Source organism: Pseudomonas floridensis, assembly GCF_002087235.1.
Classification (GTDB): Bacteria; Pseudomonadota; Gammaproteobacteria; order Pseudomonadales; family Pseudomonadaceae; genus Aquipseudomonas; species Aquipseudomonas floridensis.
The window spans coordinates 25,754-50,458 of record NZ_MUIO01000043.1; the positions used below are offsets into that span (position 1 = coordinate 25,754).

Sequence of the window (24,705 nt, forward strand, 5' to 3'; positions counted from 1 at the left end):
AGGCCTCTGGCGGTCAGAAACCGTAGTTCAATGCGAGCAGGCCGCTCGCTTCGGCGTCGGTTTCGATCAGCGGGCTGCCACGCGTCTGGTCGGTGTAATGCGTGACACCGACGCTCGCCACCGTCGACCAGTGCGCGTCAAAACGGTGTTGCCAGCTCAGCGCTGCGGAATATGCATAGATGCCGCTGTCTGCCGTGAATCGCGAGAACCCGGTGCGCTGGCTCTGGACAGGACCGACACCGAAATACGTCTGGTTGTAACGACCGTCGCCGGCGTGTGCATCGATATCCAGCGTCAAGGTGTCCGACTGGCTGTGGTAAGCAATTCCTTCAAACCCCAGGCGATAGCGGTTGCCGCGCTTTTCACCCGCCATACGCAATTCCGCTTCGCCACTCAGGGTCAGCCAGGGCAGAAGCTCTTGGGAAAGCATCAGGTCGGCGACGGTTGCACCCTCCACCGTGCCCATACCCTTGAGCTCGGTGGAGCCCGGACGGCTGCCACCGTTTTTCTCGTTGCGACCAAAATCGTAGTTGAGCGCGGCACTGGCACCAAACCCCGAAGAGGTCTGATATTGCACGCCCAGACCTCTCATGCTGTCAGCGAACAGAATCCCGCTCTGCACCGTGAACATCGGCAGTGGCTGGCTTCGATAGTGATCCGACCCCATGTAACGCGGCAGAACCGCCACACCCAGCCCCAGACTCACATCGACCTTGTCACCCAGCAGCGACGGGGCCTGCGCAGAACTCACGTCCTGAGCCTGCACCTCACCGCCCCAGGCGAACGCCGCCGAGGCGATCAACACAGGAAGCAACGACAATCGTGCTACGGATGAAGTCTTCAAAACATTCATGGGGAAACTCCGGTTTCAGTGAAAGAGGATGAAGCGACGGGCTCTGCGCCACGCAGCACCCGGTAGAGGTCAATGCGGTTCTGCTGCAGCTCGTTCAGGGATGTGTGAAAGGTCGCGTCTGCCCGAGCGACGCGGATGGCAGCTGTCAGCGGCGTACTGCGGTCAGCGTTGCCAGCGTCCAGTTCGAAGGTCATGCGCCGTACCTTTTCCTGAACCAGCGCGACACGCTCGACATCGTCACGAACATGATCCAGCGCCTGCTGGCGACGGGTCAGCACGTCGGCGGTCTCGCGAAAGGCACGCTGAATGGTCTTTTCGTATTCGGCCACTGCGATCTGTTTGCGCACCTGAGCCAGGTCCAGGTTGGCGCGATTGCGTCCGCCGTCGAACAGCGGCAGGTTCAGTTGCGGGGTAAACAGCCAGGCTCCGCTTGCGTGACTGAACAGCGTGCGCAGGCTGTCGCTCTGGACACCGATGCCGGTGCTGAGCATGATGGATGGAAAGAATGCCGCACGCGCCGCACCGATATTTGCGTTACTGGCCTTCAAGTCTTCTTCGCGCTGACGAACGTCGAAGCGCTCCAGCAGACGCTCGGATGGCAGGTTGAGCAATGCGGAAGGCGTCTGTAGCGCAGCCGCCATCAGTTGCGGCGACTCCAGTGAGGGTGTCGGCAAGGGCGCCGAATAGCCGGTCAACAGCAGCAATGCCTGCGCTGCCCTGGCGTGATCACTGATCGCATCCTGCAACTGCTGCTGCGCAGTCAGTGCCTCAACGCGCTGCACGGCAACCTCATCGAGCGAGATGGCGCCACAACGTTGTTGCTCTTCGGCAAGGCTCACCAGCAACCGGCGTGAATCATGAATCGACTGCGCATCGCGCTGAAGTGCCGCAGCCAGACGCTCGTTCAGAAAGGCTTGGGCAACCTCGGCGATCACAGCGCTGCGTGCGGCCTGCTGCCCATAGACCGTGGCCAGATAATCGTGACGCGCGGCGTCGGACAAGCTGCGCACCCGGCCGAAGAAATCCAGTTCAAAGCTGGAGACGCCCAGCGAGGCCAACGTAATGTCCTGGCCGTAACGCTCATCGGCGGCCTTGCTGTCGAAATGCTGTCGGTCCCGCTCAAGCCCCGCAGCGACTGTTGGCCAGCGATCCGCAACCGTCACACCGCGCATCGCACGGGCTTCCTCGACGCGCAGTCCGGTTATACGAAAATCACGATTGAAGGCCAGTGCCGACAGCACCAGCGTGCGCAGATCACCCTGCGGTGCCAGCTCGGCGATCAGGCTTGCCTCTTCAGGCGTCAGCGTTGCGTGCGTGGCAGTTTGCTCGCTCGCCGCCAGACTGGAAGACTGTCTGTCCGGGACCGGCATGGCTGGCCGCTGGTAATCGGGCGCCAGCGAACACCCCGAAACGAGCAGCGTCAACAACACACCCAGATACCCGCGTCGGCAGCATCGGATAGGTTTGGACAGCGCAAGGGTCATCGGCATAGGATCTGTTCGCGACAATGGGGTCTGAACGCAATCCTGAACGTCGACTTTCAATAAACCGTTCGTGAATTATCAAGATTTGATCAAGAGGCGGCTCTGTGTCAGGAAAACGTATTCTGGTTGTCGAAGACGATGCCGACAGCGCCAGCATTCTGGAGGCTTACCTGCTACGCGACGGGTTCATCGTCGGCCTCGCGGAAAATGGCCAGCGTGGCATCGACATGCACCGCCAATGGAAACCCGATCTGATTCTGCTGGATGTGATGTTGCCGCTGGTCAGCGGCACCGACGTGCTGTCGACCGTCAGGCGCTGCAGCAATACCCCGGTCATCATGGTCACCGCCATGGGCGATGAACCGGAGAAACTCGGTGCGTTGCGCTACGGTGCGGATGACTACGTGGTCAAGCCCTACAACCCCAAGGAAGTGGTCGCACGCGTGCACGCGGTCTTGCGTCGTTCGCAACCCGGCGGCGGTAACGAGCGGCACTTGCGCTATAAGGATCTGCTGGTCGATCTGGAAGCAGTGACGGCCAGTATCGAAGGGCTTGAAGGCGACGACACGCTGCTGGATCTGACGCCCACCGAATTCAAGATTCTGTCCACTCTGCTGAGAACCCCGTCGAAAGCCTTCACGCGCGAGGAACTGCTCGAGATCTGCCTGCCGGAAAGCGAGGCGCTGGCGCGCGTGGTGGATGCGCATGTGCATAATCTGCGGCGCAAGCTGGAGGTGCACGGCATCGATAACGTGCTGGTCACCGTTCGCTCCGTCGGCTACCGGTTCAGGTGATCGCCATGTCGCCTCGATCCAGTTCGAAACCAAGACCGCTGTGGCACTGGGTCGGGATGCGCATGAGCATGCTGGCAATCGGTGCCGTCATCGTGATCGCATTCAGCATGTGGCTACATGTCACGGTAACCGACTGGCTCACGCTGCAAGCCGTGCCCGAGAACGTGCGCACGGAATTGCAGCAGTTGCAGGCCGAGCCGGACCTGAACATCGCACGGCTGCGTGAATTGTTCATGCAGTACTACCCGACCGAATACATGCTGCCGGGCATTGCCAATCAGGAGTGGTGGCTGCTCGCCGGGCTGGTCGGGGTAGCGATACCGGTTATCATCTTTTTCGGGTTTCTGTTTTCGCGCCCCTTGTCGAGCCAGTTTTCCTCGATTGCCAAGGGCGCGCGTCAGGTCGCCCAGGGTGATTTCAAGACCCGCCTGCCCGCCAGTGAGCACGGGCCGGATGAACTGCAATCACTGGTCAGCGACTTCAATAGCATGACCACGCAGCTCGAGCGTTATGAACTCGAAGTGAGCGAATCCAGCGCCATGATTGCCCATGAGTTGCGCACCCCTCTGAATGCCGCCATGGGCCGGGTTCAGGGCATGATCGACGAGGTATTCCCGCGTGACCTGACGCAACTGGAAATGGTCAGCCGCCAGCTCCATCAACTGAATAACCTGGTCAATGACCTGCACCTGCTGTCGCTGGCCAGCGCGGGTCAACTGGTCCTGAACAAGACGCTGTTTGCGTTGAAAACCCTGGTGACCGAGCGGCTGGACTGGTTTGCCGCCCAGCTTGAGGACGCAGGCATCGATGTCAGCCTGGAGATACCGGCGGCACTGTGCCTGACGGCGGATCGCGATCGACTCGGTCAGGTCGTCAACATCCTGGTCGATAACGCGCTGCGCTATTCGGCGCAGGGCCGCGAGCTACGCATTGCCGCCACAGTGGATGACCGCCATGTGCAACTGACCTTCGCCGACAGAGGGCCGGGCTTTGGCGCCGAAAACCTCGAGCAGGTGTTCGATCGTTTCTGGCGCGCAGAGCGCTCCCGGGCCCGCTACTCGGGTGGTAGCGGGCTTGGGTTGTCCATCGCACGAGCCGTCTGTCAGGCGCATGATGCGACCATCGGCGCACAGAACCGACCGGGCGGCGGTTCGGTGATCCGCCTGTTGATCCCGGTCTGATCCCACCCTCCTACTGAGCGCCGGCGACCTTCATGATCATCCGCGACAGCAGATAGATGCGCGGTGCCACGCTGGCCACTTCGGCGTATTCCTCGGGGGTGTGAATGTTGCCGCCGACGATGCCGAAGCCATCCAGCGTCGGTGTGCCGACACTGGCCGACAGACTGGAGTCCGCCGCCCCGCCGCTGCCTTCGATGGTCAGTGTGCGTCCCAACTCGCCGTAGATGCCCTGCGCCAGCGCCACCAGCGCGTCCGACTCGGGCGTCTGCGGCATGGGCGGCAGGCCCCGCACCAGACTGGTCTTGACTTCGGTGTCGGGAATCAGCTTGTTCGCCGACACCTTGGCCATGTCCTGCTCGATGCGGTCGAACTCTTCCGGAAGCACCGCACGCACATCGCCCTTGGCGCTGGCCTGATCGGGAATCACATTGGTCCGGTCGCCCGCCTTGAGCACGGTGAAATTGATGGTGGTCTTCTTCTCTTGGTCGCCGAGTTTGCCCAATTGCAGAATCTGATGAGCCACCTCGCTGGCGGCATTGCGTCCCAGTTCAGGCGCTACCCCTGCGTGCGAGGCTTTGCCCTTGACTTCGACCAGCGCCGTGGCAACGCCTTTGCGCCACACCACCAAACCATCGGCAGGTCGGCCAGGTTCCAGGTTGAGCGTGACATCATGCGCCCTGGCGGTTTTCTTGATCAGTTCGGTGCCGACTGAAGAACCGGTCTCTTCGCTTGCATCGAGCAGCACGGTGATCTGCGCGTAGTCCTTGAAATCAAGGTCATGCAGTACCTTGAGTGCATAGATTGCCGCAACGATGCCGCCCTTGTCGTCCATCACGCCAGGACCGTAGGCTCGGCCATCCTTGATGTGAAACGGGCGCTCGGCGGCAGTGCCTTCCTTGAACACCGTGTCCATGTGCGCCATCAGCAGAATCTTCTTCTTGCCAGTGCCTTTGAGCGTGGCCAGAACGTGGTTGCTGGCTTCCGGTGCATTGGGCACCAGCTCGATGGTTGCGCCGAGCTTTTTCAATTCCTCGATCGCAATGTCGCTGACCTGACCCAGGCCTTGGGTGTAGCCCGAACCTGAATCGATATTCACCAGCCGTTCGAGCAACTTGAGGGCGTCGTCCTTGTACTGCTCGGAACCGGTTTGAATCTTCTGATGCGGTTCGGCCACGGCCATGGGTGTCAGTAAAGGAAGTGCCGTCAGCGTGAGAGCGAGTCCGAGTCGAACGGCCAGTGGCGAGCGGGAAAATGAGCGCATGCGGAGTCAGTCCTTGAGCGTGATTGGAAACGTTTCAAGAACCTACCTCAAGCGAGCTCATCGGAACAGGCATTCATGCCCTCGGACCAGGCAACCCATGCGGTAAACGTCTGGTTAACCTGCCGTAGGAAAGTCGCTGAAGCAGCGTCTGAAGACGGGCCGCCGACAGGAACTGGACAGCCCTTCGGCATGACGTTAACGTAAGCGGCAACCAAAATCGCAGTCATCACATCTCGACAATAAAAATACTGAGGATGCGACATGCTGAGTTATTCCGCTGGATTACAACACCCGCCCCTGCTCGATCAGACCCTTGGCGCTGCACTGACCGAGGCCGTCGCGCGCTGGCCAGAGCAGGACGCCTTGATCGTGCCTTTTCAGCAGTTGCGCTACAGCTGGCGGGAACTCGGGCACGAGGTCGATACGCTGGCCCGCGCGCTGCTTGCACTGGGCATCGACAAAGGCCAGCGGATCGGCCTCTGGGCACCCAACTGTGCTCAGTGGTGCATCACCCAACTGGCCAGCGCGAAGATCGGCGCGGTGCTGGTCAATATCAATCCTGCCTATCGCACCTCGGAACTGACTTACGCGTTGCAGCGCTCAGGCTGCTCGTGGCTGGTAACAGCCGATCGTTTCAAGGATTCGGATTATCACGCGATGCTCGGGCAGATCGTTCCGCACCTGTTGACGCACGACGCAAACGGTTGGTCTTGCGACGAACTGCCCATGTTGCGCGGTGTAATCAGCCTGGCCGAGGATCCGCCGTCAGGCATGCTGCCCTGGCGTACGCTGTACCCGCTTGCCGAGTCGGTAAGCCAGAGTGACCTCGATCAGCGCGCCGCCAGCCTCGACGCCAATGACCCGATCAACATTCAGTACACCTCCGGCACCACCGGCTTTCCCAAAGGTGCCACGCTGAGCCATCGCAACATTCTCAACAATGGCTACATGGTCGGCCACAACCTGGGGCTGGGGCCTTCGGACCGTCTTGTCATCCCGGTGCCGCTTTATCACTGTTTCGGCATGGTAATGGGCAACCTGGCCTGCCTCACCCTGGGCGCGACGATGATCTACCCGGCGCCTTCGTTCGAGCCTCTGGCGACACTGCAGGCGGTTGCCAGCGAGCACGCGACGTTTCTGTATGGCGTGCCGACCATGTTCATCAAGGAACTCGACCTGCCCGAACGGCAAACGCTGGACCTGTCGAGCCTCAAGGGCGGAATCATGGCGGGCAGCATCTGCCCTATCGAAGTGATGCGCCAGGTCATCGATCAGATGCACATGAAGGGTGTCCAGATCGCCTACGGCATGACCGAAACCAGCCCGGTGTCGCTGCAAACCGCCAACGACGACCCGTTGGAGTTGCGCGTGACCAGTGTCGGCCGCACTCAGCCGCATCTGGAACACAAGGTCATCGACACTGACGGCAATACGCTCGAGCGTGGTGAAGTTGGCGAGCTCTGCACGCGGGGCTACAGCGTGATGCTCGGGTACTGGCAAGACCCCGACGCCACCGCGAGGGACATTGATGCCGATGGCTGGATGCACACCGCAGATCTGGTGCGGATGGACGCCGACGGCTACGTGACGATCGTGGGCCGCAGCAAGGACATGATCATTCGTGGCGGCGAGAACATCTACCCACGCGAGATCGAAGAGCTGTTGTTGCAGCACGCCGGTATCGCCGAGGCCTATGTCGTCGGCGTTCCCTGTCAGCGATACGGCGAGGAACTGGTGGCCTGGGTCAGGCTGCATCCCGGCCACCGTTGTGACGATCTGGCGCTGCGGGACTTCTTTCGCCCTCGCGTGGCGCATTTCAAGGTGCCAAGGCACTTCTTTTTCGTCGATGAATTTCCCATGACCGTCACCGGTAAAGTGCAGAAATTCCGAATGCGGGAGATCAGTGTGCAGCGCTTGAACGCGGGCGGCGAGTCCGGCTGAAGCACCTGCTCGTCCCGCCTTAGCGAAGACTTTCGCCGCAGGTTGCGCTAACGTTCCCTCCCGTCACCCAATCGTTGTGATGGCTGTCGCCAGCCATCCGGGAAGCATCCACAACGCCAATAACGCCTATCTCGTCACGAAAGGGACTGCCAGATCATCAGCCACCGATTCCAGGGATGTGCGAATCATGATTCTGAAAAAGGCCCCTGCAAGACTCTTCACACTGTTTGCCCTGGCGCTGCTGCTGGGCACGTTCTCCGACCTGGCCTGGACCGCTGCCAAAAGCGTCAAGCGCGGTGTCGCATACGATGTCGCCTCGTCTGCAGATCTGAGCGCTTTGGCGCCAGGCGTGAGCTGGTGGTACAACTGGAGCCCACGGCCGCACGACCGCATAGCGTCCTACGACTATGCCTCGCTGTACGACGTCGATTTCATTCCCATGGTCTGGAACGCCAACCTCGACGACGGGCAACTGAAGCTCTATTTGCTGGCGCATCCGTCGATTCGCTACCTGCTGGTCATCAACGAACCCAATCTGGTCGATCAGGCCAACCTGACACCTCAGGCGGTTGCGCAGTTCTGGCCACGCCTTGAACAGATCGCCGCGCAGACCGGGGTCAAACTGGTCGGCCCCGCGATGAACTGGGGAACCATGACCGGATACGGGGACCCGGTGGCGTGGCTTGACGCGTTTTATGCAGCCTATGCGTCAGCGAATCACGGACGGGATCCCCAGATCGATTACCTTGCGTTTCATTGGTACGACTACGGCATGGCCAGCATGCTTGATCGACTGTCCAGATATGGCAAGCCGTTCTGGGTAACCGAATTTGCCAATTGGCACACACTGGATGACGGGCTGCAAATCGACTCACTGGAAAAGCAGAAGCAGCAGATGGCCGAGATGGTCGCCGTGCTGGAACGGCGTGCAGATGTGTTCCGCTACGCCTGGTTCACCGGGCGCATGGCACCTGATCCGCACTTCTCAAGCTTGCTCGATGACGAGGGCAGGCTGACTGAACTGGGTCAGTACTACCTGTCCCTGCCCTACGGCGAATGATCCGGTAACCCGCAGCATTACGAATCATCGGCGCGATCCTGTTCAGTTGTATTGGCGGCTCCTGACGAGCAGTGTTTCACGCTCGTCCAGCGAGGCCGCGCCGATGTCTGTCAGGCCGCTGATGATGTGCTGGGTGTAGGGAAAAGAAGGGTCGACGTCCAGCACCCGCTCCGAGATCAGCAGCCCTTCGCTTGCCAGAACGTCCACGGCCTGTACGCAGTCGACGATAGAGCAAACGCGTGCAGAGGTCCTGAGCAACTCCATGTAGATCTGTCCAAAGGTGAGCTTGCGGGAGCGATCAGGGCTCAAGCGCCTGACCACCCTCAGAATGGCCACGTCGACTCGCCCGGCCTCACCGCTGTGAGCGCACGCCATCATGATGACGCACACACCGTGTGATAACGATCAACGCCGTTATAGGAAGTAAACCGATAAATAAACAGGCACATGCTTATCAGGACCTTCTTATAAAATCCAGGCCAGATAATGATTAAAACTTGCTGTAACGCCAAAAATAAAACGTTATTCCGTTTTGTGCGAGACGGTATCAAGGCACTAAAAACATTCTGAGCCTCATGCAAAAAATCCCCTCAATACATTCAAGCCCTCGCCGTAACGGATCATCAGTACGGGTGTTTTCAGCGAGGTAGCACATGGTAGCAGAGCACTAAACCTAATCACAGTTAGGTTTATTGAATTGGTGAAATATAGCTTTTAATTTGATTTATTTAGCAAAGTTACATAATTTTTAGCATAATAGTGAGAATTTATATCATGAAAATCACTTAAAGCTCATTGCATGCGATCAGGACCGACTGAAAAACGACCTCAAATCTAAGGGATGGCCAAGTGGCATCATTTAATAAAATCCCTTTCCAGAATATTTTATAAAGCAGCTGAACTTCTGTATTGATTGCCGGACTTATGTTCGCTGATCGGCAGGACGCTTCGACAGCCCCCTATATTTTTCGTAACCATCAATCGAGATGCCATTGATGATCAGATCCATGCTGCCTGTTTTAGGCGCTGTACTTCTGTGCGCGCAGAGTTTTTCCGCCCTGGCCGCGGATTCAACTTCTACCGCAACTACCGGAAGGTCCGACGCGCAAGTCCGGTTGCAGGTCGAGTCCAGGCGCGACCAGATTTCGGGCGCCGACAACATCAACACACCGGTGCAGAAAGGCACCGCCGCCCTGCTCGACGCGCCAGTGGAAACCGCTGACTCGCCGCCACAGGAGCAACGCCCATGATCCTGTCCGACCAGTACCCGCCGCTTTCCGTGAAAAGGACCCTTTCCTTGTCAGTCTTCAAACAGACTCTGGGCCTCAGCCTGCTGACCTTCAGCGTCATGCAGGCCAACCTGGCGCTTGCCGCTGTCACACCCGCGACCGGCAATGAAGTCGAAGCGCGCGTCAGCTCCATCCTCGACAACATGAGTCAGTCGGAGAAGATCAACTTCACACGCGTCAACGACGGCCACATGATCCCGCCTCTGCTCAAGTGGGGCATCAAGGGCACGGTTGCTTATGACTCGTCCATGGGCGTGCACGTCAACAACGCCACCTTCGGTGCGCAATACCCATCGCAATCGGCACTGGCCGCGACCTGGAGCATCAACCGCGCCAAGGAATTCGGCTTGGCGATTGCCTACGAAACGCGCATTTCAGGCGGCCAGCAAATGCTCTCGCCCGGCGTGAATCTTTATCGCACCCCGTACAACGGTCGTTCCGCCGAGTACCTCAGTGGTGAAGACCCGTTCCTCGGCGCCGTGCTCGCGCCAGCCGTGGTCAACGGCATTCAGGTGCAAGGCATCCAGGCCAGCGGCAAGCATTACCTGGCCAACGAACAGGAAGCCAATCGCCAGGCGGTCAACGTCATCGCTGACGAACGCACCCTGCGCGAGCTGTACCTGCCGGGCTTTGAGTCGATGGTCAAGAACGCCAACGTCGCGTCGATCATGTGCGGTTTCAACAAGGTCAACGGCGATTACGCTTGTGAAAACCATCACCTGATCACCGAAGTGCTCAAGGGCGAATGGGGTTATCAGGGCACGGTCATCAGCGATTTCAACGCCATTCATGACGCGTTCAAGGGCGCGTGGGCCGGCACTGATATCGACATGCCGTCGGGTCTGCAATTTACCGAAGCCAAACTGCTGCCTTATCTGTGGAGCGGTCAGCTGACCCAGAACGTCATCGATGACAAGGTCAAGCGCAACCTGCGGGCGATCGTCAGTTACGACTTCCAGGAGAACCTCAACACCGCCAAGACCCTGGATCACCCTGAGTACGGCATGCGTGCCGCGCTGAACACGGCGCGTGAATCCATCGTGCTGCTGCGCAATGAGAACACCGCCGCGGGCAAACCATTGTTGCCGCTGGCGCGCACTGCGAAGATTGCGGTCATTGGCAATTGGGCTCACGACGTACCGGCATCGCCGTTCGGCACCGCCAACTCGCCGCCCAACAGCTACGTGACCGAACTGAGCGGCTTGCAGCAACTGGCGTCCAGCAGCGCCAACGTGACCTACCTTTCGGAACTGAGCCTGAATCCGGCCAGTTCAGCCTGGTATCAGCCTGCCACCGGCAACAACGGCATCAATAATTCGGGGGTCAAGGCCGAGTACTTCTCCAACGCCAGCTTGTCCGGCGACCCGGCCGTGACCCGTGTCGAGCCCGGCGTGAACCTGAACTGGACCACCGGCACCAACGTCACCGACGCCGGCACCACCGCCGTTGCAGGTTTCAGCCCTTCGCCCGGTTCGTTCTCGGCACGCTTCACCTCGGTCATCAAACCGGTGGTGTCCGGCCCGCAAGTGTTCAAGGTCCGTGCGGATGGCCCTTACAAGTTGTGGGTCAATGACGAACTGATCGTGGAAAGCGACGGCGTTCCGTACTCATCGGACGTGGTCAACGCGCTGACCACGTCAGGCAAGACCGCCGCCCTGACCGCAGGCAAGTCGTACACCGTCAAGCTTGAATACAAGCGCGTGCAGGGTAACTTCATTCCGGCACTCGGCGGCGTTACCGGCGTACAGATGAGCTGGGCTTCGTTGCGTCCGCCCAAGGATCTGTCGAAGTACGATGCAGTGGTCGTCGCCACTGGTACCACGTTCGAGAACGAAGGTGAAGGCTCCGACCACGGCTTCGATCTGCCTGATCAGCAGGCTGAACTGGTCAGCTACGTGACCAAGGCCAACCCCAATACTATCGTCGTGATGCACGGCGGCGGCGTGGCCAACATGCAGCCGTGGGCCAACAAGGTCGGCGCAACCCTGCAAGCCTGGTTCCCCGGTCAGCAAGGCGGTCAGGCGCTTGCGGAGATTCTGTTCGGCAAGGTCAACCCGTCGGGCAAGTTGCCGGTCACCATCGACAAGAAGATCGAGGACAACCCGAGCTACGCTTCCTACCCGGATCCGGCTGCTTACCGTGGCGACAAGGCCCTGACCGAAATGACCTACAGCGAAGGCCTGTACATGGGTTATCGCGGTTATGACCAGAGGCACGCCAAGCCCCTGTACCCGTTCGGTTACGGTTTGTCGTACACCACTTTCGCCTACAGCGACTTGAAACTGTCGACCAACGTGCTGACACCAGGCGCCACGATCGACGTGAAGTTCACCCTGACCAACACCGGTGACAAGGCAGGCTTCGAAGTGGCACAGCTTTACGTGCAACCTGTAAAACCTGCGGTCGATCGTCCGGAGAAAGAACTCAAGGGCTTCACCAAGGTGTACCTGCAGCCAGGCGAGAGCAAGACCGTCAGCATTCCGCTGGACTCGCGTTCGCTGGCTTACTACGTGGACAAGACCGCAAGCTGGGATGTCGACGCAGGCAAGTACAAGATTCTGGTCGGTGCGGATTCGGAAAATCTGACGCTCAACCGGACCCTGACGACCCTGTTCCCGGAAAAGCTGACCACCCGCGACAGCAATCCGCTGCCGTTGCCACTGCGCAAGGCGGTGCAGGTGTCAGCGTCGCAGCGATACTGATGTAAAAAGGCTGCAACTATCCACGCTCAAGGACGAGCCTGGATATCCCGTCCCAGTCGTTGCGCGTAAACGTCGAAAACCGCCATCACGTCCACTTCTTCAGGGCACCTGAGCCACTGAATCTGCAAGCCGTCCATGACCGAAAAGATCTCTTGGGCAAGAGCTTGCACGTCTACATCCGCACGAATCTCCCCCGCTTCCTTCAACGCATTCAGATGACCGCGTGCATGCTGGTGGGTCAGATGAAAACGCTCTTTGTGCCAGGACCAGGCAGGATGCGCAGGTGAAAGGCTTTCGGTGTTCATCAGCAACGCGGCCTGGCATTCGGCCGCATCCTCGATGCTGAAACTCATGCTCAACTTGATGAACTTGATAAAACCTTCAAGCGTCGGCTCGGTGACCAGGTCCTGAAAGCGGGACACCACACGCTGATCGCGACGCTCCAGCAACGCGTTCAGCAAGGCTTCCTTGTTGGGGAAGTGATGCAGCAGTCCTACCGTCGTGATGCCAGCCAGCGTCGCCACGTCACGCATCGACGCGCTCGAATAACCATTGCGGGCGAAGATGATCGTGGCTGCATCCAGCAACGCTTTTTTGCGCAGGTCGCCCTTGGGCGCTCGGCGGCGTTTGGGTGCCGTCACCTCTGCTGCTTCATTCCCTGATTCGTCAACTGACATAAAAACCTGATCACGCCTTGATTCGATGAGTTTTCAATATTTTCCGGCGACCGACGCCTGAACCCGGCTTCTGTAAAAGCGCCTGGCAGTCAGCGATGCCGTGACGATCGAAACCGATGCGATCACCGCGTTGCCCGCAAACATGCCAGGCACTGCGCCACTGCCGCCGAACCAGTGAGCGCCTGCGTACACGAACGGCACCGTTCCGGCCGTGGCACGAAGCCAGGCGAACACAGCGACCAGCCACGAGCGATTCATGGTCATGAACACCGCGATGGCCACGAAGTCCAGGCCAATGATCACCCAGAGTCCACCACCCAGCCTGCAGTAATTCAAAAAGACCGTGCGAACCTCGCCTTCGAGCTGATACAGATCGGCGATGGTGCCACTGAACAATAGCAGCACCAGCCAGACGGCCAATCCGTAACCGACCACCAGCCTGCGGGTAAAGACAATGGCCGAACGGACCCGGTCGTCACGCTGGGCACCGATATTCTGCCCCAGTATCGGCGCCAGCGCGCCCGGCAGTGCAAAAAAGGCGCAGTAGGAAAATTGCAGCACGCGATCCATGACGCTCATGGCGGCCAGCGCCGAAGTGCCGAACGCTGCCAGCGAGGCGACCAGATAGGCCAGCCCGACCGGAGTCGCCAGATTGGCGGCCATGGCTGGCAGCGCCAGCTTGAAGGTCCGACCTGCGTGATTGCGCAGCAAGTTCAGGTTGCGGGAGAACGTCAGGCCGATTCGCCTACGCACCCAGTAGACGCCCAGGCAGGCCGACACACCGCCGGACAGCGCGAACGCCAGCCCGGCCCCTTCCAGCCCCAGACCAAGCCCGAAGATAAAGAACGGATCCGCCACCGCAAGCGTCGCGGCACCTGACAGCACTACACCCAGCGCACGGCGGTTATCGCCGACCGTCCTGAGCATTTGCGCGGCCATCTGCATCACGGCCTGTAAAACCGTCGCGGGCAACGCCAGCCAGATAAACCCGCGCGCCGCCTCGTAAACCGCGGCTTCAGCGCCAAGCCAATGGGTAATCGGCACCGCAAGCGCTAACTGCAGCGCCGCAGCAAGGCTGGACACCAGCAGAATCATCAGCATCAGACTGCCACAAAGCCGCGCCACCGACTTCGTCACCCGGTGGCCAATACGTGCCGACAACACTGCAGTGGCGGCAATGATGAAACCGCTTGCCAGCGACATGTTGATGAACATCATCACCTTGGCGATACCAACCGCCGCCAGCAACACCGGGTCGTGCAGCATGGAAACGTAGACCAGCGTGAGGATGTCGACCAGAAACACGGCGAACAGACTCAAGGCGCTGGTACTGGCGGTGACCATGACGTGACGCGAGACAGGACCTTCGGTAAATGTCGCGCTGGCTTCAGCCATTACGCTCCCCTGAACAGACTGGAGCCGAGCGCTTCTGGCGAAGGCTCAGCGAGGCGGCGATTCTAGTCGGGTTTGGAGGGCAAATAGCAGGGAAATTTTGGCGCAGGGTGCAATACCTTTCCAAGATCTGTTGATCTTGCAGAAATCATCGCAAGTCAGCCAAGGCGGGGCGGGATCGAAAGGAAGACCCGAAGCCAATCGATTCCGAGCTGCGGCTATCACAGGAAAGCCTGGCTCTATGCGAACAGTCGGCGAGGAAGGTCAGGCAAGGCAAAAACAGGCAGGGAAGCGGAGTCTGCGTGTTGTGAATGATTATTGCGCGCCTGTTTTTAACGCAGCATCATCGAGCGCAGCCACTTTTCGTACACAGCTTAGAACCGATGAATGCGAGTCACTTGGTCGGATCTACGCTCTGCTAAAGCCAGGCAATTCCTGCCAATCAGGGTCTCGCGCGCGGTGACCGCCAAACAAAAAAGGCACAAAAAAACCCGCCAGTCAGGCGGGTTTCTTGAGTGATTCCAAAGACTTTTTTTCTCTGGAACCTGATCTGGCTCCACGACCTGGACTCGAACCAGGGACCCAGTGATTAACAGTCACTTGCTCTACCAACTGAGCTATCGCGGAATGAGCGCTATGTTACTGATTCGCAAAACGAAGTCAAGCGAGCCCCGCAAATTTTTTCACTAAAAGTCCGATGAAAGAACGCTCGCTCGTCGTGAGACGGGTTCATGACCGTGCCCAAGGTGGCGTAGTGTATTTGCCCTTCCCCCGACCCAACCCTATCCGAGGTAAATCAGATGCCCCTGAATAGTCATCTTGAAACGCTATTCCCCAGTGCCGATGACATTCCCGAACAGTACCGACCCGGCCCGGCCATCGAACAGCGCGATTATCTGGTGGACGGCGTCCTGCAGACCTGGGACGGTCCATTGGCCCCCGTGCGCAGCCCGGTGTGCGTACACGGCAGCAAGGGGCTGGAACACGTCATTCTGGGCAGTACGCCGTTACTCGATGCCGCCACCGCCATGACTGCGCTGGACGCAGCAGTCAGCGCCTGGGACAGAGGCCAGGGTCGCTGGCCGACGATGCGCGTTGCAGAGCGTATCCAGCACGTCGAAGCGTTTCTCAAGCGCATGCGCGAACAGCGCACGGCGGTGGTCAATCTGCTGATGTGGGAGATCGGCAAGAACCTCAAGGATTCGGAGAAAGAATTCGACAGGACCTGTGATTACATTGTCGACACCATCAATGCACTGAAGGAACTTGACCGCCGCTCCAGCCGCTTTGAGCTGGAACAGGACACGCTGGGCCAGATTCGCCGTGTGCCATTAGGCGTCACGCTGTGCATGGGCCCCTACAACTATCCGCTGAACGAGACGTTCACCACGCTCATTCCCGCGTTGATCATGGGTAACACCGTGGTGTTCAAACCGGCCAAGTTTGGCGTGCTGCTGATCCGCCCGCTGCTCGAGGCGTTTCGTGACAGCTTCCCGGCTGGCGTCATTAACGTCATCTACGGCAGCGGTCGCGACACGGTCAGCGCACTGATGGCCAGCGGGATGATCGATGTGTTCGCCTTCATCGGCACCAACAAAGCGGCCAGCGACCTGAAAAAGCTGCACCCGCGCCCGCACCGCCTGCGTGCGGCGCTGGGTCTGGACGCCAAGAACCCCGGCATCGTCCTGCCCGACGTGGACCTGGACAACGCAGTCAGCGAAGCGGTGACCGGCTCGCTGTCCTTCAACGGTCAGCGCTGCACGGCGTTGAAGATCTTCTTTGTGCACGAAGACGTGGTCGACAGTTTCCTGGAAAAATTCCAGCAGAAGCTGGCACAACTCAAGCCGGGCATGCCTTGGGAACCCGGCGTATCGCTGACACCGCTGCCCGAGCCTGGCAAGACCGATTATCTGCAAGGTCTGGTGGCTGACGCACTGGGTAAAGGCGCGAAGATCATCAATCACGGCGGCGCGCAGGTCAGTGAATCGTTCTTCTACCCTGCCCTGCTGTACCCGGTCACGCCCCAGATGCGTGTCTATCACGAAGAACAGTTCGGCCCGGTGGTCCCGGTGGTTCCCTACCGAAACCTGAAAACCGTGATCGACTACGTGCTGGACTCCGACTTCGGCCAGCAGTTGAGCATCTTCGGCAACGACTCTGCCCAGGTCGGGCGATTGGTGGACGCGTTCGCCAATCAGGTGGGCCGGATCAACCTCAACGCCCAGTGCCAGCGCGGCCCGGACAAATACCCGTTTAACGGGCGCAAGAACTCGGCCGAGGGCACCCTGTCGGTCCATGATGCGCTGCGCGTGTTCTCGATCCGCACCCTGGTCGCAACGAAGTTTCAGGAAAGCAACAAACAACTGGTCAGCGACATCATTCGCAACCGCGAGTCGAGTTTCCTGACCACGGACTACATTTTCTGACACTTCGGACGCATGCGTGCGCTGCACTTTGCAGCGCACCTGCCCACGCGATAACGCACTGAAATCGCATTTGATAACGATTATCGAAAACAGCTAACATGCACGCTTTCGGGTAGGACATATCGCTCCGTCCCCTACGAAACGAGCACCAACCTCCGTGGATTCGTCCGCCAGCAAACTCGACCTCTATCTTGCACACCGCTCGGCCCTGGTGGATTACGCCACGCCGATCGTAGGTTGCCGTGCGCGTGCCGAAGATGTGGTTCAGGAAGCCTGGCTGCGATTCAGCGGGCGCCAGGACCAGAACCTCGAGATCAACAACCCGGTCGGCTACCTGTACCGGATTGTGCGCAACCTGTCGCTGGACCTTACGCGCAGCATGGCCACCGAAAAGCGCCAGCCCGACAGTGACGCGCTGTTGGCCGAACTGCCCGCGGTCAATGCGTCACCCGAGCAGGAAGTGGTTGGCCAGGATGAACTGCAGCAAGTCGCCGACGCACTGGCCCGCTTGCCGGAGCGCACGCGCATGGCTTTCGAGATGCATCGTCTGGGCGGCTACACCCTGCAGCAAGTGGCCAGCGCCCTGGGGATTTCGGTTGGATTGACCCATCATCTGGTGCATGAAGCCTTGAGTCACTGCGCTACGTGGCTGGACCGTGGCAATGACTAAGGCTGGCGACGAAAAAAACAATCGAAACAAGCTGAAAAAAGTCGTCGCCCCTACGTCTTTTGCTGAAGGGCGCGATCCTGTGCGACCCTTGCTCACCTTTTCCGTCGCTGGAGACTTGCCGGACATGCCGCAGGCCGAACCTCGTCAGGCCCTTCTGAACATTGCTCTGGAGTGGTTGATGCGTGCCCGACAGGCACCCGACGACGCCCGCCTGCACGACGAGATGCGCCAGTGGCAGGAGGCCGACCCGCAGAACGCCGAAGCGCTGCGCCGGGCTGAGCGGGTCTGGCAGTTAACCGGCCAGCTCACGCCGACCACGGCCCATAAATGGCCGCCGATCCCGTCCGCCCACGAGGCGCCAGTTGCGCGCCCCCAAGTCAAAACGCACCCGGCAAGACGCCGCACCCTGAGCTGGGCCTTGGGCGGCGCCCTCGCAGCCTGTCTGGTGCTGGCACTCAACCCGACCTTCACGACCTTGTTGCAGGCCGACTTTGCCACCGCCAGCAATGAACGACGCGAGGTCCAGTTGCCCGATGGCAGCCGCGCCACCCTCGATCGCGATAGCGCCATTGCCGTGGATTTTTCAGACGCACACAGGGAGGTTCGTCTGTTGCAAGGCCAGGCCTTCTTCGAGGTCAAACCCGATCACGGTAAACCGTTCAACGTCCGGGTCCAGAGTCTCGACGTCACGGTGACCGGCACTGCATTCAACGTGGACCTGAAATCCGGCGCTATCGATGTGGCGGTTCAGCACGGCTCGGTCAAAGTCAGCGAGCGTGACGCCCAGCGCCTGCTCAACCCCGGCGTCACTGCCGGCCAGCGTCTGACCGTCGATCGCTACAGCGGCCAGGCCCGACTGCTGAGCCAGCCCGCCAGCCGCATCGCGACCTGGCGCAACGACCGCCTGATCGCCGACAACGCGCGCCTGGCCGATGTGGTCGACGAGCTACAGCGCTACTTGCCCGGCAAAGTCTGGCTCAAGGATCCGCAATTGGCTGAACTGCGCGTCACCGGTGTCTATGACACGCGCAACCCGCAAGCGGCGTTGCAGGCCATGGCCCAACCCCACGGTGCGCACGTCGAAAGCTGGACACCCTGGCTGCAAGTGCTGACACGGTAAACCCCGCGCCGTTGAGCGGTCAGCCGCGCAAGCCCTGGCCGGCCGTCGGGACACCGGAATATGGCACTTTCACCCTATCAAGAAATACCGCGCGAAGCCGAAAGCTCGGCAATACAGCACCCTTCTCACGCGCAGGTATAAGAATAATGGCCACGCTCAAGACCGTTCAGGCACGCTACACCGCAACATTCGTGGGATTCATGGCGCTGGTCATCGTCCTCACCGTGTACGGCATCAATCAGTTCGTAACCCCGAAACTGACCGCCAACGACGAAAACATGTTGACCGTCAAGGCAGCCGACATCAGCAACGAGATCAGGACAGAACTGGCCCGCGTCCAGGCTCAGGCACGCGTGATCACTGAAATCGTGCCGCAATTGTCCAGTGATGACATCGACCGGTTGCTGCCCTTCATGGTCAATCAGTACGGCGAGGCCAAAGTATTTGGTGGTGGCATCTGGCCGTTGCCGGATGCGCGAACGCCCGGTCGTGCCAAACACAGCACCTTTTACCACCGCGACGCGTCCGGCAAGCTGATCGTCAATACCCACTGGAACTCGCCTGAATCGCTCAACTACTTCGAGCAGGGCTGGCACAAGGGCGGCTTGAACTCGCCGGCCGGTCAATGCGCCTGGGCCCCGGCCTATCAGGACGCGGCCAGTCCCGAACCGCGCACCAACTGCGCGATGGCCATCACCAAGGACGGCAAGCCATGGGGCGTGTCGACCATCGACGTCACGCTGGGCTTCTTCAATAAACTGGTCGAAGCCAAGGAGCGCGAAGTCAACGGCCGGATCATGATCATCGAAGCCGACGGCAAGATTCTGTCCAACGTGCCGGGCAGCAGCGACAAGATCGTGCTGCGCAATATTTCCGAACTGGCCGCCCAGTCGCCCTTCGTCAACGCCATCAAATCGGCACTGGCCGTCAAGGCTAATGGCACCTCGCGCTTGACCTACGACAACAGCGATGGCGAAGAATCGACTCTGTTCCTGATGCCGGTGGCCGGCACGCCCTGGCTGCTGGCCGTGTCGCAGAACACCGCGCTGCTCAAGACCCAGAGCGAAACCGTGCTCAAGACGCTGGCATGGCTGCAGATCCCGATGGTGCTGGTATTGCTGGTGCTGATGATCATCGCCCTCGGTGCGCTGATGAAGCGCCTTGCCGTGCTCAAGACCAACATTGACACCCTGTCGGCAGGCGACGCCGACCTCACACGGCGCATCGCCGTCAAAGGCCACGACGAAGTCGATCAGGTGGGCGAATCGGTCAACCGTTTCATTGCCTACCTGCAACGCATGATGGTCGAAGTCAGCAGTTCCACCAGCGACATCGCCATCGGCATCGAGCAACTGCGCAGTCAGGCAGGCACAACCAATGCGATTCTGGTGCGCCATGCCAATGAGACTGATCAGGCGGTGACCGCAATCACCGAGATGTCTTCGACAGCCGACGAAGTGGCCCGCAGCGCAGCACAAACCGCTAGCTTTACCCAGTCGGCCAACGAAAACGCCCAGGTCTCGAAGACCGTGGTCGCCGACGCCTCGGACAGCGTCAACGCGCTGATCAGCGAAGTCGATTCGGCGACCAGCAAAGTGCAGTCGATGGAGCAGGACGCCAAGCGCATCAACGCAGTGCTGGCCGTGATCGGTGAAATCGCCGGGCAGACCAACCTGCTGGCGCTCAACGCCGCGATCGAAGCAGCACGCGCCGGTGAACAGGGTCGCGGCTTCGCGGTGGTTGCCGATGAGGTACGCGCCCTCGCCGCTCGCACTCAGGCCAGCACGTCAGAAATCAACGAGATGCTTGGCAGCCTGCAACAGGGCGTCAGCGCTGCCGTTGCGGCCATGGAAAAAACCCGTCAGAGCTGTCAGGCCACGGCGGGTAAGACCACGGCCGTCACCGCCGGGCTGGATGACATGACCAGTTCGGTTCTGCGCATCAACGACCTCAGCACCCAGATCGCCACGGCAGCCGAAGAGCAGAGCGCGGTCTCCGAGGAAATCAGCCGCAACATCATTGCAGTCAAACACATCGTCGAAGAACTGGTCGAAGGCGGCTCCAGCAACGAACGCAGTACGGCGGCGCTGGCCGAGTCCAATACGCGACTGATTGCGCTGGTAAGGCGCTTCAAAGTGAGTTGATCCGGAATATGCTCAGAGTGTCTTCGCGATCAGGCGAAGCACTCTGGGCTCACGTTGACGCTTGACGTGCGCTTCGCGCTTTGCCGCTCCTAACCAGACAAAATACAGCCTGCCCATTGAACGCAGACTGCGGGAGCCGGCCCCTTTCCGTCACTTGATCCGATAATGAAACGTGTTCTTCACCCCGGACACCGTTACCGGTTTGCCGTCGACGATGCGTGGCTGATAGCGAAACGTCTCGGCCGCCGCCACTGAAGGGCGTATGAACAGTGGATGGCAGGCGCCCTGCACTTGCGGGTTGACGACGCGACCCTGGGGCGAAACGTCGTAGACCACGGTACAGTCGCCTTCGATGCCTTTGTCCAGCGCACGCTCGGGATAGTCTGGGGCTTCTTTGCTCAGAGGCTGATATTGGCTGTTGTCGGCAACGGCCGCCTGTTGTGACGGGCGGGCGCGGTCAGCGGACTGCCGGGCCTGTTCGGCCTGCAGGCGCTGCTGTTCGGCCACTCGCTGCTGGTCCAGCAGCTTTTGTTGCTCGACTTGCCTTTGCTGCTCGAGCACCCTCTTCTGCTGCTCGTTGCGGCGCTGATCAAGTTCGCGCTTCTGCTCTTCGACCCGCTTGCGCGCCAAGGCTGCCTGTTCGATCTGCCGCGCCTGACGCTGCATGTCCGGCTGCGGCACGGGCGCTTCGACTGGCCTGGCGATCGGTGCAGGTTCGGGGGCAGGCGCTGCTTCCTGAACAGGCTCGACAACCGGCTCCGGTGACGACGCGACAGGTGCAGGCGGCAGAATCAGCAACCGGGTGGTCAGGGTTTTCACCGGTTCCGGCAGTTTCTGCTCGGCAACCCAGCCTTGCATCAGCGCCGTCAGCACGACGCCGTGCAGGGTCAATGCAATCGCCACCGCCAGCCCATGGCTGCGTAACCGGGACCTGTTCAAGGTCTCGGGCCGGGATTCGGTCCAGTGAAAGGGCATCGGGGTCATGGCAGTCATTGCGGCGCCTCTGTCACCAGCCCCAACTGCGTGACGCCACTGTGCTGCAAGGCCGCCATGGCCGCGACCACACGCCCGTAATCGGCCTTGTCATCAGCGCGAATGAACACCTGAGTGTCCGGTCGCTCGGTCACCAGTCGTCCGATGCGTCCCTGCATGTCTTCGAGGCTGGCGGCGGTGTCGGTCTGCGCATGGGTGTCGACGGTGTCGCCCAGATTCCAGTAGTAGCCACCTTCCGCTTTGACCGACAAGGTCACGATGCGCCGTTGGGTATCGCTGGCCAGCGCCTCGCTCGCGACCTTGGGCAGCTCGATCTTGACGCCCTGCGTCAGCATCGGCGCGGTGACCATGAAAATCACCAGCAGCACCAGCATCACGTCGATATAGGGCACCACGTTCATTTCGGCTTTCGGGCCGTGTTTGCGTTGCGGTTTGACCAGCATGGCAACTCCTCAGGCCGCGGCGGCCATGGTGCGTGGCGTGGCCTGCAGAACGCGGTTCAGGCGCACCTGCAATTCGTTGCCAAAGCTGTAGTAACGGGCCGTCAGCGTGTGACCGCGCGCGGCGAAACGGTTATAGGCGATCACGGCAGGAATCGCGGCGAACAGGCCAATGGCCGTTGCGATCAGGGCTTCGGCGATGCCGGGTGCTACGGTCGACAGCGTCGCCTGTTGCACCTGCGACAGGCCGATGAAGGCGTTCATGATCCCCCAGACCGTACCGAATAGCCCGATGTAAGGGCTGACCGAGCCGACCGTGGCGAGAAATTGCAGCCCTTTTTCCAGTTGCAGCTCTTGCTCGCTGATCGCCACCTGCAATGAACGCTCGACACCGGACAACACCGCTTCGGGCTCTGCTCCGGGGCGCTGTTTGAGCTGCACGTACTCGGCGTAACCGGCGCGAAACACCTGTCCGACACCGTCGTCCTGATCCTGTGCGGCATACAACGGAGCCAGGTCGGCTTCGCTGCGGAAACGCGTTTGAAAACGGTCCAGCGTGCGTTCGTGAAGACCCAGCGCGAGGCTGCGCTGAACGATCAGGTACCAACTGAGCAGCGAAGCCAGCAGCAGAGTCAGCATCACCGCCTTGACCAGCAGACTGGCATCACTGATCAGGCTCCAGAGGGTCATGTGTTCCAGGGTTGCATGCATCGGGGCATTCCTCGTCTTGCAGTGCCGCGCGTTCGGCACATGGGATCAATCGACTGTCTATCACCGTTCGATGACAAACGACTTACGGCAGCGACAGGGTTTTCACCACATCGGTCCAGGGGACGAATTTGAAGTTCTGCGCCTGCTCGGGCATGCGCTTGCGACCGTCCTGCACCACCAGCATGCCGCGACGCCAGGCTCCGCCCAGATTGGTCGAGGTCACTTCGATGCCGTCGGTTTCAGAGGTGCCGTCAATCCCGGCCTGTGCATTGAGACCGACCCGAAACGCACCGCGCAGGGCATACGGCGGTTCGGCGTCGACCACCACGTAGCTGTCATTGCCTTGGCTGGAAATGACCAGATAGTCGTGCTGCTCGCTCTGATAAAAGGCCAGCCCCTCGACATCGGCGTGTAGCACATCGCCGACTTTGATCACGCTGGACAAGGTCGCAGGCTGATCGGCGCGGGCGTCCACTTCCCAGACGCCCACGTCTTCCTCACCAAGGAACAGGCGTTGACGCTGGTCGTCGGCCACGCAGCCTTCCGGCTGGGTCTCGACGTTGAAACGACGCACCAGCTCGCCCTGTGCCTTACCGCCTGGCGCACTGAGGCGGTATTGCAGGAAAGTGCCGTCCTTGCCGTTGGCGAACGCGAACAGCTCGCCATTGGCAGGCTTGAACAGGCAGACGCCATAGATTTCCGCCAGCGGCGTCGGGATTTCACCCGCTTCGCGCAACTCGCCCGTCGAACGGTCGATGCTGAACAGGCTCAGGCTGTTGCGATCACGGTTGCTGGCCACCGCCAGATCCACCTGCTGGCTGCCAAGCATGAAGCCGGGGCGCACATCGACATTGTTCAGACGCCCCACGGGCAAGGACTGCAGTTGTCTGCCGTTCAGGTCGTAGGCCAGCAGGCCCTGTTTCTTGTTGGTGCCGAGCACGCGGCTCAATGCCGGTTTTTCTGGGTGCACCCAGATCGCCGGATCGTCGGCCGCATCGCCCTGACGCCCGACCGGTTGCGTCTGGACTGTCGGCAACACGCCAGGCAGCGGCGCGATCACTGGTGCCGGAATGGCCTGCCAGTTCAGCGAGCCCTGATAAAGCCGCTCGCCGTCGCTGTCATTAACCAGCAATTGCAGACCGTTCTTTTCCTCTCGCACCGACACGCCTTCCGGCTTTTTCAGGGTTGCCAATGACAGTTCGGCGACCGCAGTCCAGCCATGGGTCTGTTGCTGGTAGAGGTGCAATGCCTTGCCCTTGGGGTCCAGCGCCAGCAGTCCGCCGGGTACCAGGGCCAAGGCGCCAGCAGCCTGTCTGATGTCGCCGAAAGGTTCGCGCAGCGCGACCGGCTGACGGGCAACGTCGGCCTCGGGATGCGCCGGATACGTCCACCAGCCGATGTTCTGCTCATTGACGTAGACCTGATGCGCAGCATCGTCGACCTGGCAGAATTCCGCGTCAGGCGGCAGCGGCAGATTGCGCACCAGGCGTGGCGAGTCGCTGAGCTGATCGCCCGCCCCGACCAGCCACTGCTCGCCCTTGCCCTCCTCGCCGACCAGAAACACGAA

19 protein-coding genes, 1 tRNA gene and 2 pseudogenes are annotated in these 24,705 nt (G+C 60.3%); 11 read left to right on the forward strand and 11 right to left on the reverse strand.

The genetic code is table 11. From position 1 onward, the window contains the following. Positions 1-13: 13 nt before the first annotated feature. Positions 14-853 carry a MipA/OmpV family protein gene (locus BZK31_RS12655; protein ID WP_083183196.1) on the reverse strand — a complete coding sequence of 280 codons (840 nt, stop codon included), beginning with the start codon at positions 851-853 and terminating at the stop codon, positions 14-16. Next, positions 850-2,343, reverse strand: coding sequence for an efflux transporter outer membrane subunit (locus BZK31_RS12660; RefSeq protein ID WP_083183197.1), 1,494 nt, complete (start codon positions 2,341-2,343; stop codon positions 850-852). Before BZK31_RS12660 ends, BZK31_RS12655 begins: the two co-directional genes overlap by 4 nt. Before the next feature lie 98 nt (positions 2,344-2,441). On the opposite strand from BZK31_RS12660, the gene BZK31_RS12665 reads away from it, so the two are divergent. After that, complete coding sequence (locus BZK31_RS12665) at positions 2,442-3,131, forward strand: response regulator (protein WP_083183199.1); 690 nt, start codon at positions 2,442-2,444, stop codon at positions 3,129-3,131. Positions 3,132-3,136: 5 nt separating this feature from the next. Further along, positions 3,137-4,312, forward strand: a complete 1,176-nt coding sequence (locus tag BZK31_RS12670) for a sensor histidine kinase (RefSeq protein WP_083183201.1) — start codon at positions 3,137-3,139, stop codon at positions 4,310-4,312. Between the two features lie 10 nt (positions 4,313-4,322). Here BZK31_RS12670 and BZK31_RS12675 read toward each other — a convergent pair whose 3' ends face one another. Then, positions 4,323-5,573: a M20/M25/M40 family metallo-hydrolase gene (locus BZK31_RS12675; protein ID WP_083183203.1), complete on the reverse strand. Its 1,251-nt coding sequence runs from the start codon at positions 5,571-5,573 to the stop codon at positions 4,323-4,325. Positions 5,574-5,834: 261 nt separating this feature from the next. Between BZK31_RS12675 and BZK31_RS12680 the strand changes: the two genes are divergently transcribed. Together BZK31_RS12680 and BZK31_RS12685 are read left to right on the forward strand one after the other, a co-directional pair. Beyond that, positions 5,835-7,514, forward strand: a complete 1,680-nt coding sequence (locus tag BZK31_RS12680) for an AMP-binding protein (protein WP_083183205.1) — start codon at positions 5,835-5,837, stop codon at positions 7,512-7,514. A gap of 187 nt (positions 7,515-7,701) precedes the next feature. After that, entirely contained in the window at positions 7,702-8,574 is an 873-nt protein-coding gene (locus BZK31_RS12685) for a glycoside hydrolase family protein (RefSeq protein ID WP_083183207.1), read from the forward strand. Positions 8,575-8,616: 42 nt separating this feature from the next. Here the strand turns inward: BZK31_RS12685 and BZK31_RS12690 are convergent, their stop codons facing one another. Next, positions 8,617-8,952 (reverse strand): hypothetical protein, encoded by a 336-nt coding sequence (locus tag BZK31_RS12690; protein ID WP_083183209.1) that lies wholly within the window; start codon positions 8,950-8,952, stop codon positions 8,617-8,619. Between the two features lie 629 nt (positions 8,953-9,581). On the opposite strand from BZK31_RS12690, the gene BZK31_RS12695 reads away from it, so the two are divergent. Both BZK31_RS12695 and BZK31_RS12700 read left to right on the forward strand, forming a co-directional pair. Then, complete coding sequence (locus BZK31_RS12695; protein WP_083183227.1) at positions 9,582-9,824, forward strand: hypothetical protein; 243 nt, start codon at positions 9,582-9,584, stop codon at positions 9,822-9,824. Beyond that, the gene (locus BZK31_RS12700; RefSeq protein WP_167377944.1) at positions 9,821-12,565 is read left to right on the forward strand and encodes a glycoside hydrolase family 3 protein; all 2,745 of its coding nucleotides are present in this window, start codon (positions 9,821-9,823) and stop codon (positions 12,563-12,565) included. Before BZK31_RS12695 ends, BZK31_RS12700 begins: the two co-directional genes overlap by 4 nt. A 26-nt stretch (positions 12,566-12,591) precedes the next feature. Here BZK31_RS12700 and BZK31_RS12705 read toward each other — a convergent pair whose 3' ends face one another. The 3 genes from BZK31_RS12705 to BZK31_RS12715 all read right to left on the reverse strand — a co-directional run bounded on the left by BZK31_RS12705 (position 12,592) and on the right by BZK31_RS12715 (position 15,261). Further along, positions 12,592-13,242 (reverse strand): TetR/AcrR family transcriptional regulator, encoded by a 651-nt coding sequence (locus BZK31_RS12705; RefSeq protein WP_083183211.1) that lies wholly within the window; start codon positions 13,240-13,242, stop codon positions 12,592-12,594. Positions 13,243-13,275: 33 nt separating this feature from the next. Then, complete coding sequence (locus BZK31_RS12710) at positions 13,276-14,637, reverse strand: MATE family efflux transporter (protein WP_083183213.1); 1,362 nt, start codon at positions 14,635-14,637, stop codon at positions 13,276-13,278. A gap of 548 nt (positions 14,638-15,185) precedes the next feature. Then, positions 15,186-15,261 (reverse strand) — tRNA-Asn (locus BZK31_RS12715). A 173-nt stretch (positions 15,262-15,434) separates the two neighbouring features. Between BZK31_RS12715 and BZK31_RS12720 the strand changes: the two genes are divergently transcribed. From BZK31_RS12720 to BZK31_RS30575, 5 genes and pseudogenes are all read left to right on the forward strand, one after another. Further along, complete coding sequence (locus BZK31_RS12720; protein WP_083183215.1) at positions 15,435-17,060, forward strand: NADP-dependent glyceraldehyde-3-phosphate dehydrogenase; 1,626 nt, start codon at positions 15,435-15,437, stop codon at positions 17,058-17,060. A gap of 157 nt (positions 17,061-17,217) precedes the next feature. Continuing rightward, positions 17,218-17,730, forward strand: a complete 513-nt coding sequence (locus BZK31_RS12725) for a sigma-70 family RNA polymerase sigma factor (RefSeq protein ID WP_083183217.1) — start codon at positions 17,218-17,220, stop codon at positions 17,728-17,730. After that, positions 17,723-18,850: a FecR family protein gene (locus tag BZK31_RS12730; RefSeq protein ID WP_244182674.1), complete on the forward strand. Its 1,128-nt coding sequence runs from the start codon at positions 17,723-17,725 to the stop codon at positions 18,848-18,850. The genes BZK31_RS12725 and BZK31_RS12730 overlap by 8 nt, the downstream gene beginning before the upstream one ends. 413 nt (positions 18,851-19,263) lie before the next feature. Continuing rightward, positions 19,264-20,133: pseudogene (locus BZK31_RS30570) on the forward strand (cache domain-containing protein); the annotation flags it as partial. A gap of 318 nt (positions 20,134-20,451) precedes the next feature. Continuing rightward, positions 20,452-20,994: pseudogene (locus BZK31_RS30575) on the forward strand (methyl-accepting chemotaxis protein); the annotation flags it as partial. A 150-nt stretch (positions 20,995-21,144) separates the two neighbouring features. Here the strand turns inward: BZK31_RS30575 and BZK31_RS12740 are convergent. The 4 genes from BZK31_RS12740 to BZK31_RS12755 all read right to left on the reverse strand — a co-directional run. Beyond that, on the reverse strand, positions 21,145-21,978 hold the full coding sequence (locus BZK31_RS12740) for an energy transducer TonB (RefSeq protein ID WP_083183233.1): 834 nt from the start codon (positions 21,976-21,978) through the stop codon (positions 21,145-21,147). Between the two features lie 5 nt (positions 21,979-21,983). Further along, complete coding sequence (gene tolR / locus BZK31_RS12745) at positions 21,984-22,430, reverse strand: protein TolR (RefSeq protein ID WP_083183221.1); 447 nt, start codon at positions 22,428-22,430, stop codon at positions 21,984-21,986. Between the two features lie 9 nt (positions 22,431-22,439). Then, positions 22,440-23,138 carry a protein TolQ gene (tolQ, locus tag BZK31_RS12750; RefSeq protein ID WP_083183223.1) on the reverse strand — a complete coding sequence of 233 codons (699 nt, stop codon included), beginning with the start codon at positions 23,136-23,138 and terminating at the stop codon, positions 22,440-22,442. 82 nt (positions 23,139-23,220) lie between these two features. Further along, positions 23,221-24,705: phytase (locus BZK31_RS12755; protein WP_083183235.1), on the reverse strand; the 1,485-nt coding region annotated here is incomplete at its 5' end.

Bases quoted from the DNA above. Each gene is read 5' to 3' on its own strand.
- BZK31_RS12730 (WP_244182674.1), top strand. From the start codon at position 17,723: ATGACTAAGGCTGGCGACGAAAAAAACAATCGAAACAAGCTGAAAAAA.
- BZK31_RS12705 (WP_083183211.1), bottom strand. From the start codon at position 13,242: ATGTCAGTTGACGAATCAGGGAATGAAGCAGCAGAGGTGACGGCACCC.
- BZK31_RS12685 (WP_083183207.1), top strand. From the start codon at position 7,702: ATGATTCTGAAAAAGGCCCCTGCAAGACTCTTCACACTGTTTGCCCTG.
- BZK31_RS12720 (WP_083183215.1), top strand. From the start codon at position 15,435: ATGCCCCTGAATAGTCATCTTGAAACGCTATTCCCCAGTGCCGATGAC.
- tolQ (WP_083183223.1), bottom strand. From the start codon at position 23,138: ATGCATGCAACCCTGGAACACATGACCCTCTGGAGCCTGATCAGTGAT.
- BZK31_RS12690 (WP_083183209.1), bottom strand. From the start codon at position 8,952: ATGATGGCGTGCGCTCACAGCGGTGAGGCCGGGCGAGTCGACGTGGCC.
- BZK31_RS12680 (WP_083183205.1), top strand. From the start codon at position 5,835: ATGCTGAGTTATTCCGCTGGATTACAACACCCGCCCCTGCTCGATCAG.
- BZK31_RS12670 (WP_083183201.1), top strand. From the start codon at position 3,137: ATGTCGCCTCGATCCAGTTCGAAACCAAGACCGCTGTGGCACTGGGTC.
- BZK31_RS12710 (WP_083183213.1), bottom strand. From the start codon at position 14,637: ATGGCTGAAGCCAGCGCGACATTTACCGAAGGTCCTGTCTCGCGTCAC.
- BZK31_RS12675 (WP_083183203.1), bottom strand. From the start codon at position 5,573: ATGCGCTCATTTTCCCGCTCGCCACTGGCCGTTCGACTCGGACTCGCT.
- BZK31_RS12660 (WP_083183197.1), bottom strand. From the start codon at position 2,343: ATGCCGATGACCCTTGCGCTGTCCAAACCTATCCGATGCTGCCGACGC.
- BZK31_RS12695 (WP_083183227.1), top strand. From the start codon at position 9,582: ATGCTGCCTGTTTTAGGCGCTGTACTTCTGTGCGCGCAGAGTTTTTCC.
- tolR (WP_083183221.1), bottom strand. From the start codon at position 22,430: ATGCTGGTCAAACCGCAACGCAAACACGGCCCGAAAGCCGAAATGAAC.
- BZK31_RS12740 (WP_083183233.1), bottom strand. From the start codon at position 21,978: ATGACCCCGATGCCCTTTCACTGGACCGAATCCCGGCCCGAGACCTTG.
- BZK31_RS12655 (WP_083183196.1), bottom strand. From the start codon at position 853: ATGAATGTTTTGAAGACTTCATCCGTAGCACGATTGTCGTTGCTTCCT.
- BZK31_RS12700 (WP_167377944.1), top strand. From the start codon at position 9,821: ATGATCCTGTCCGACCAGTACCCGCCGCTTTCCGTGAAAAGGACCCTT.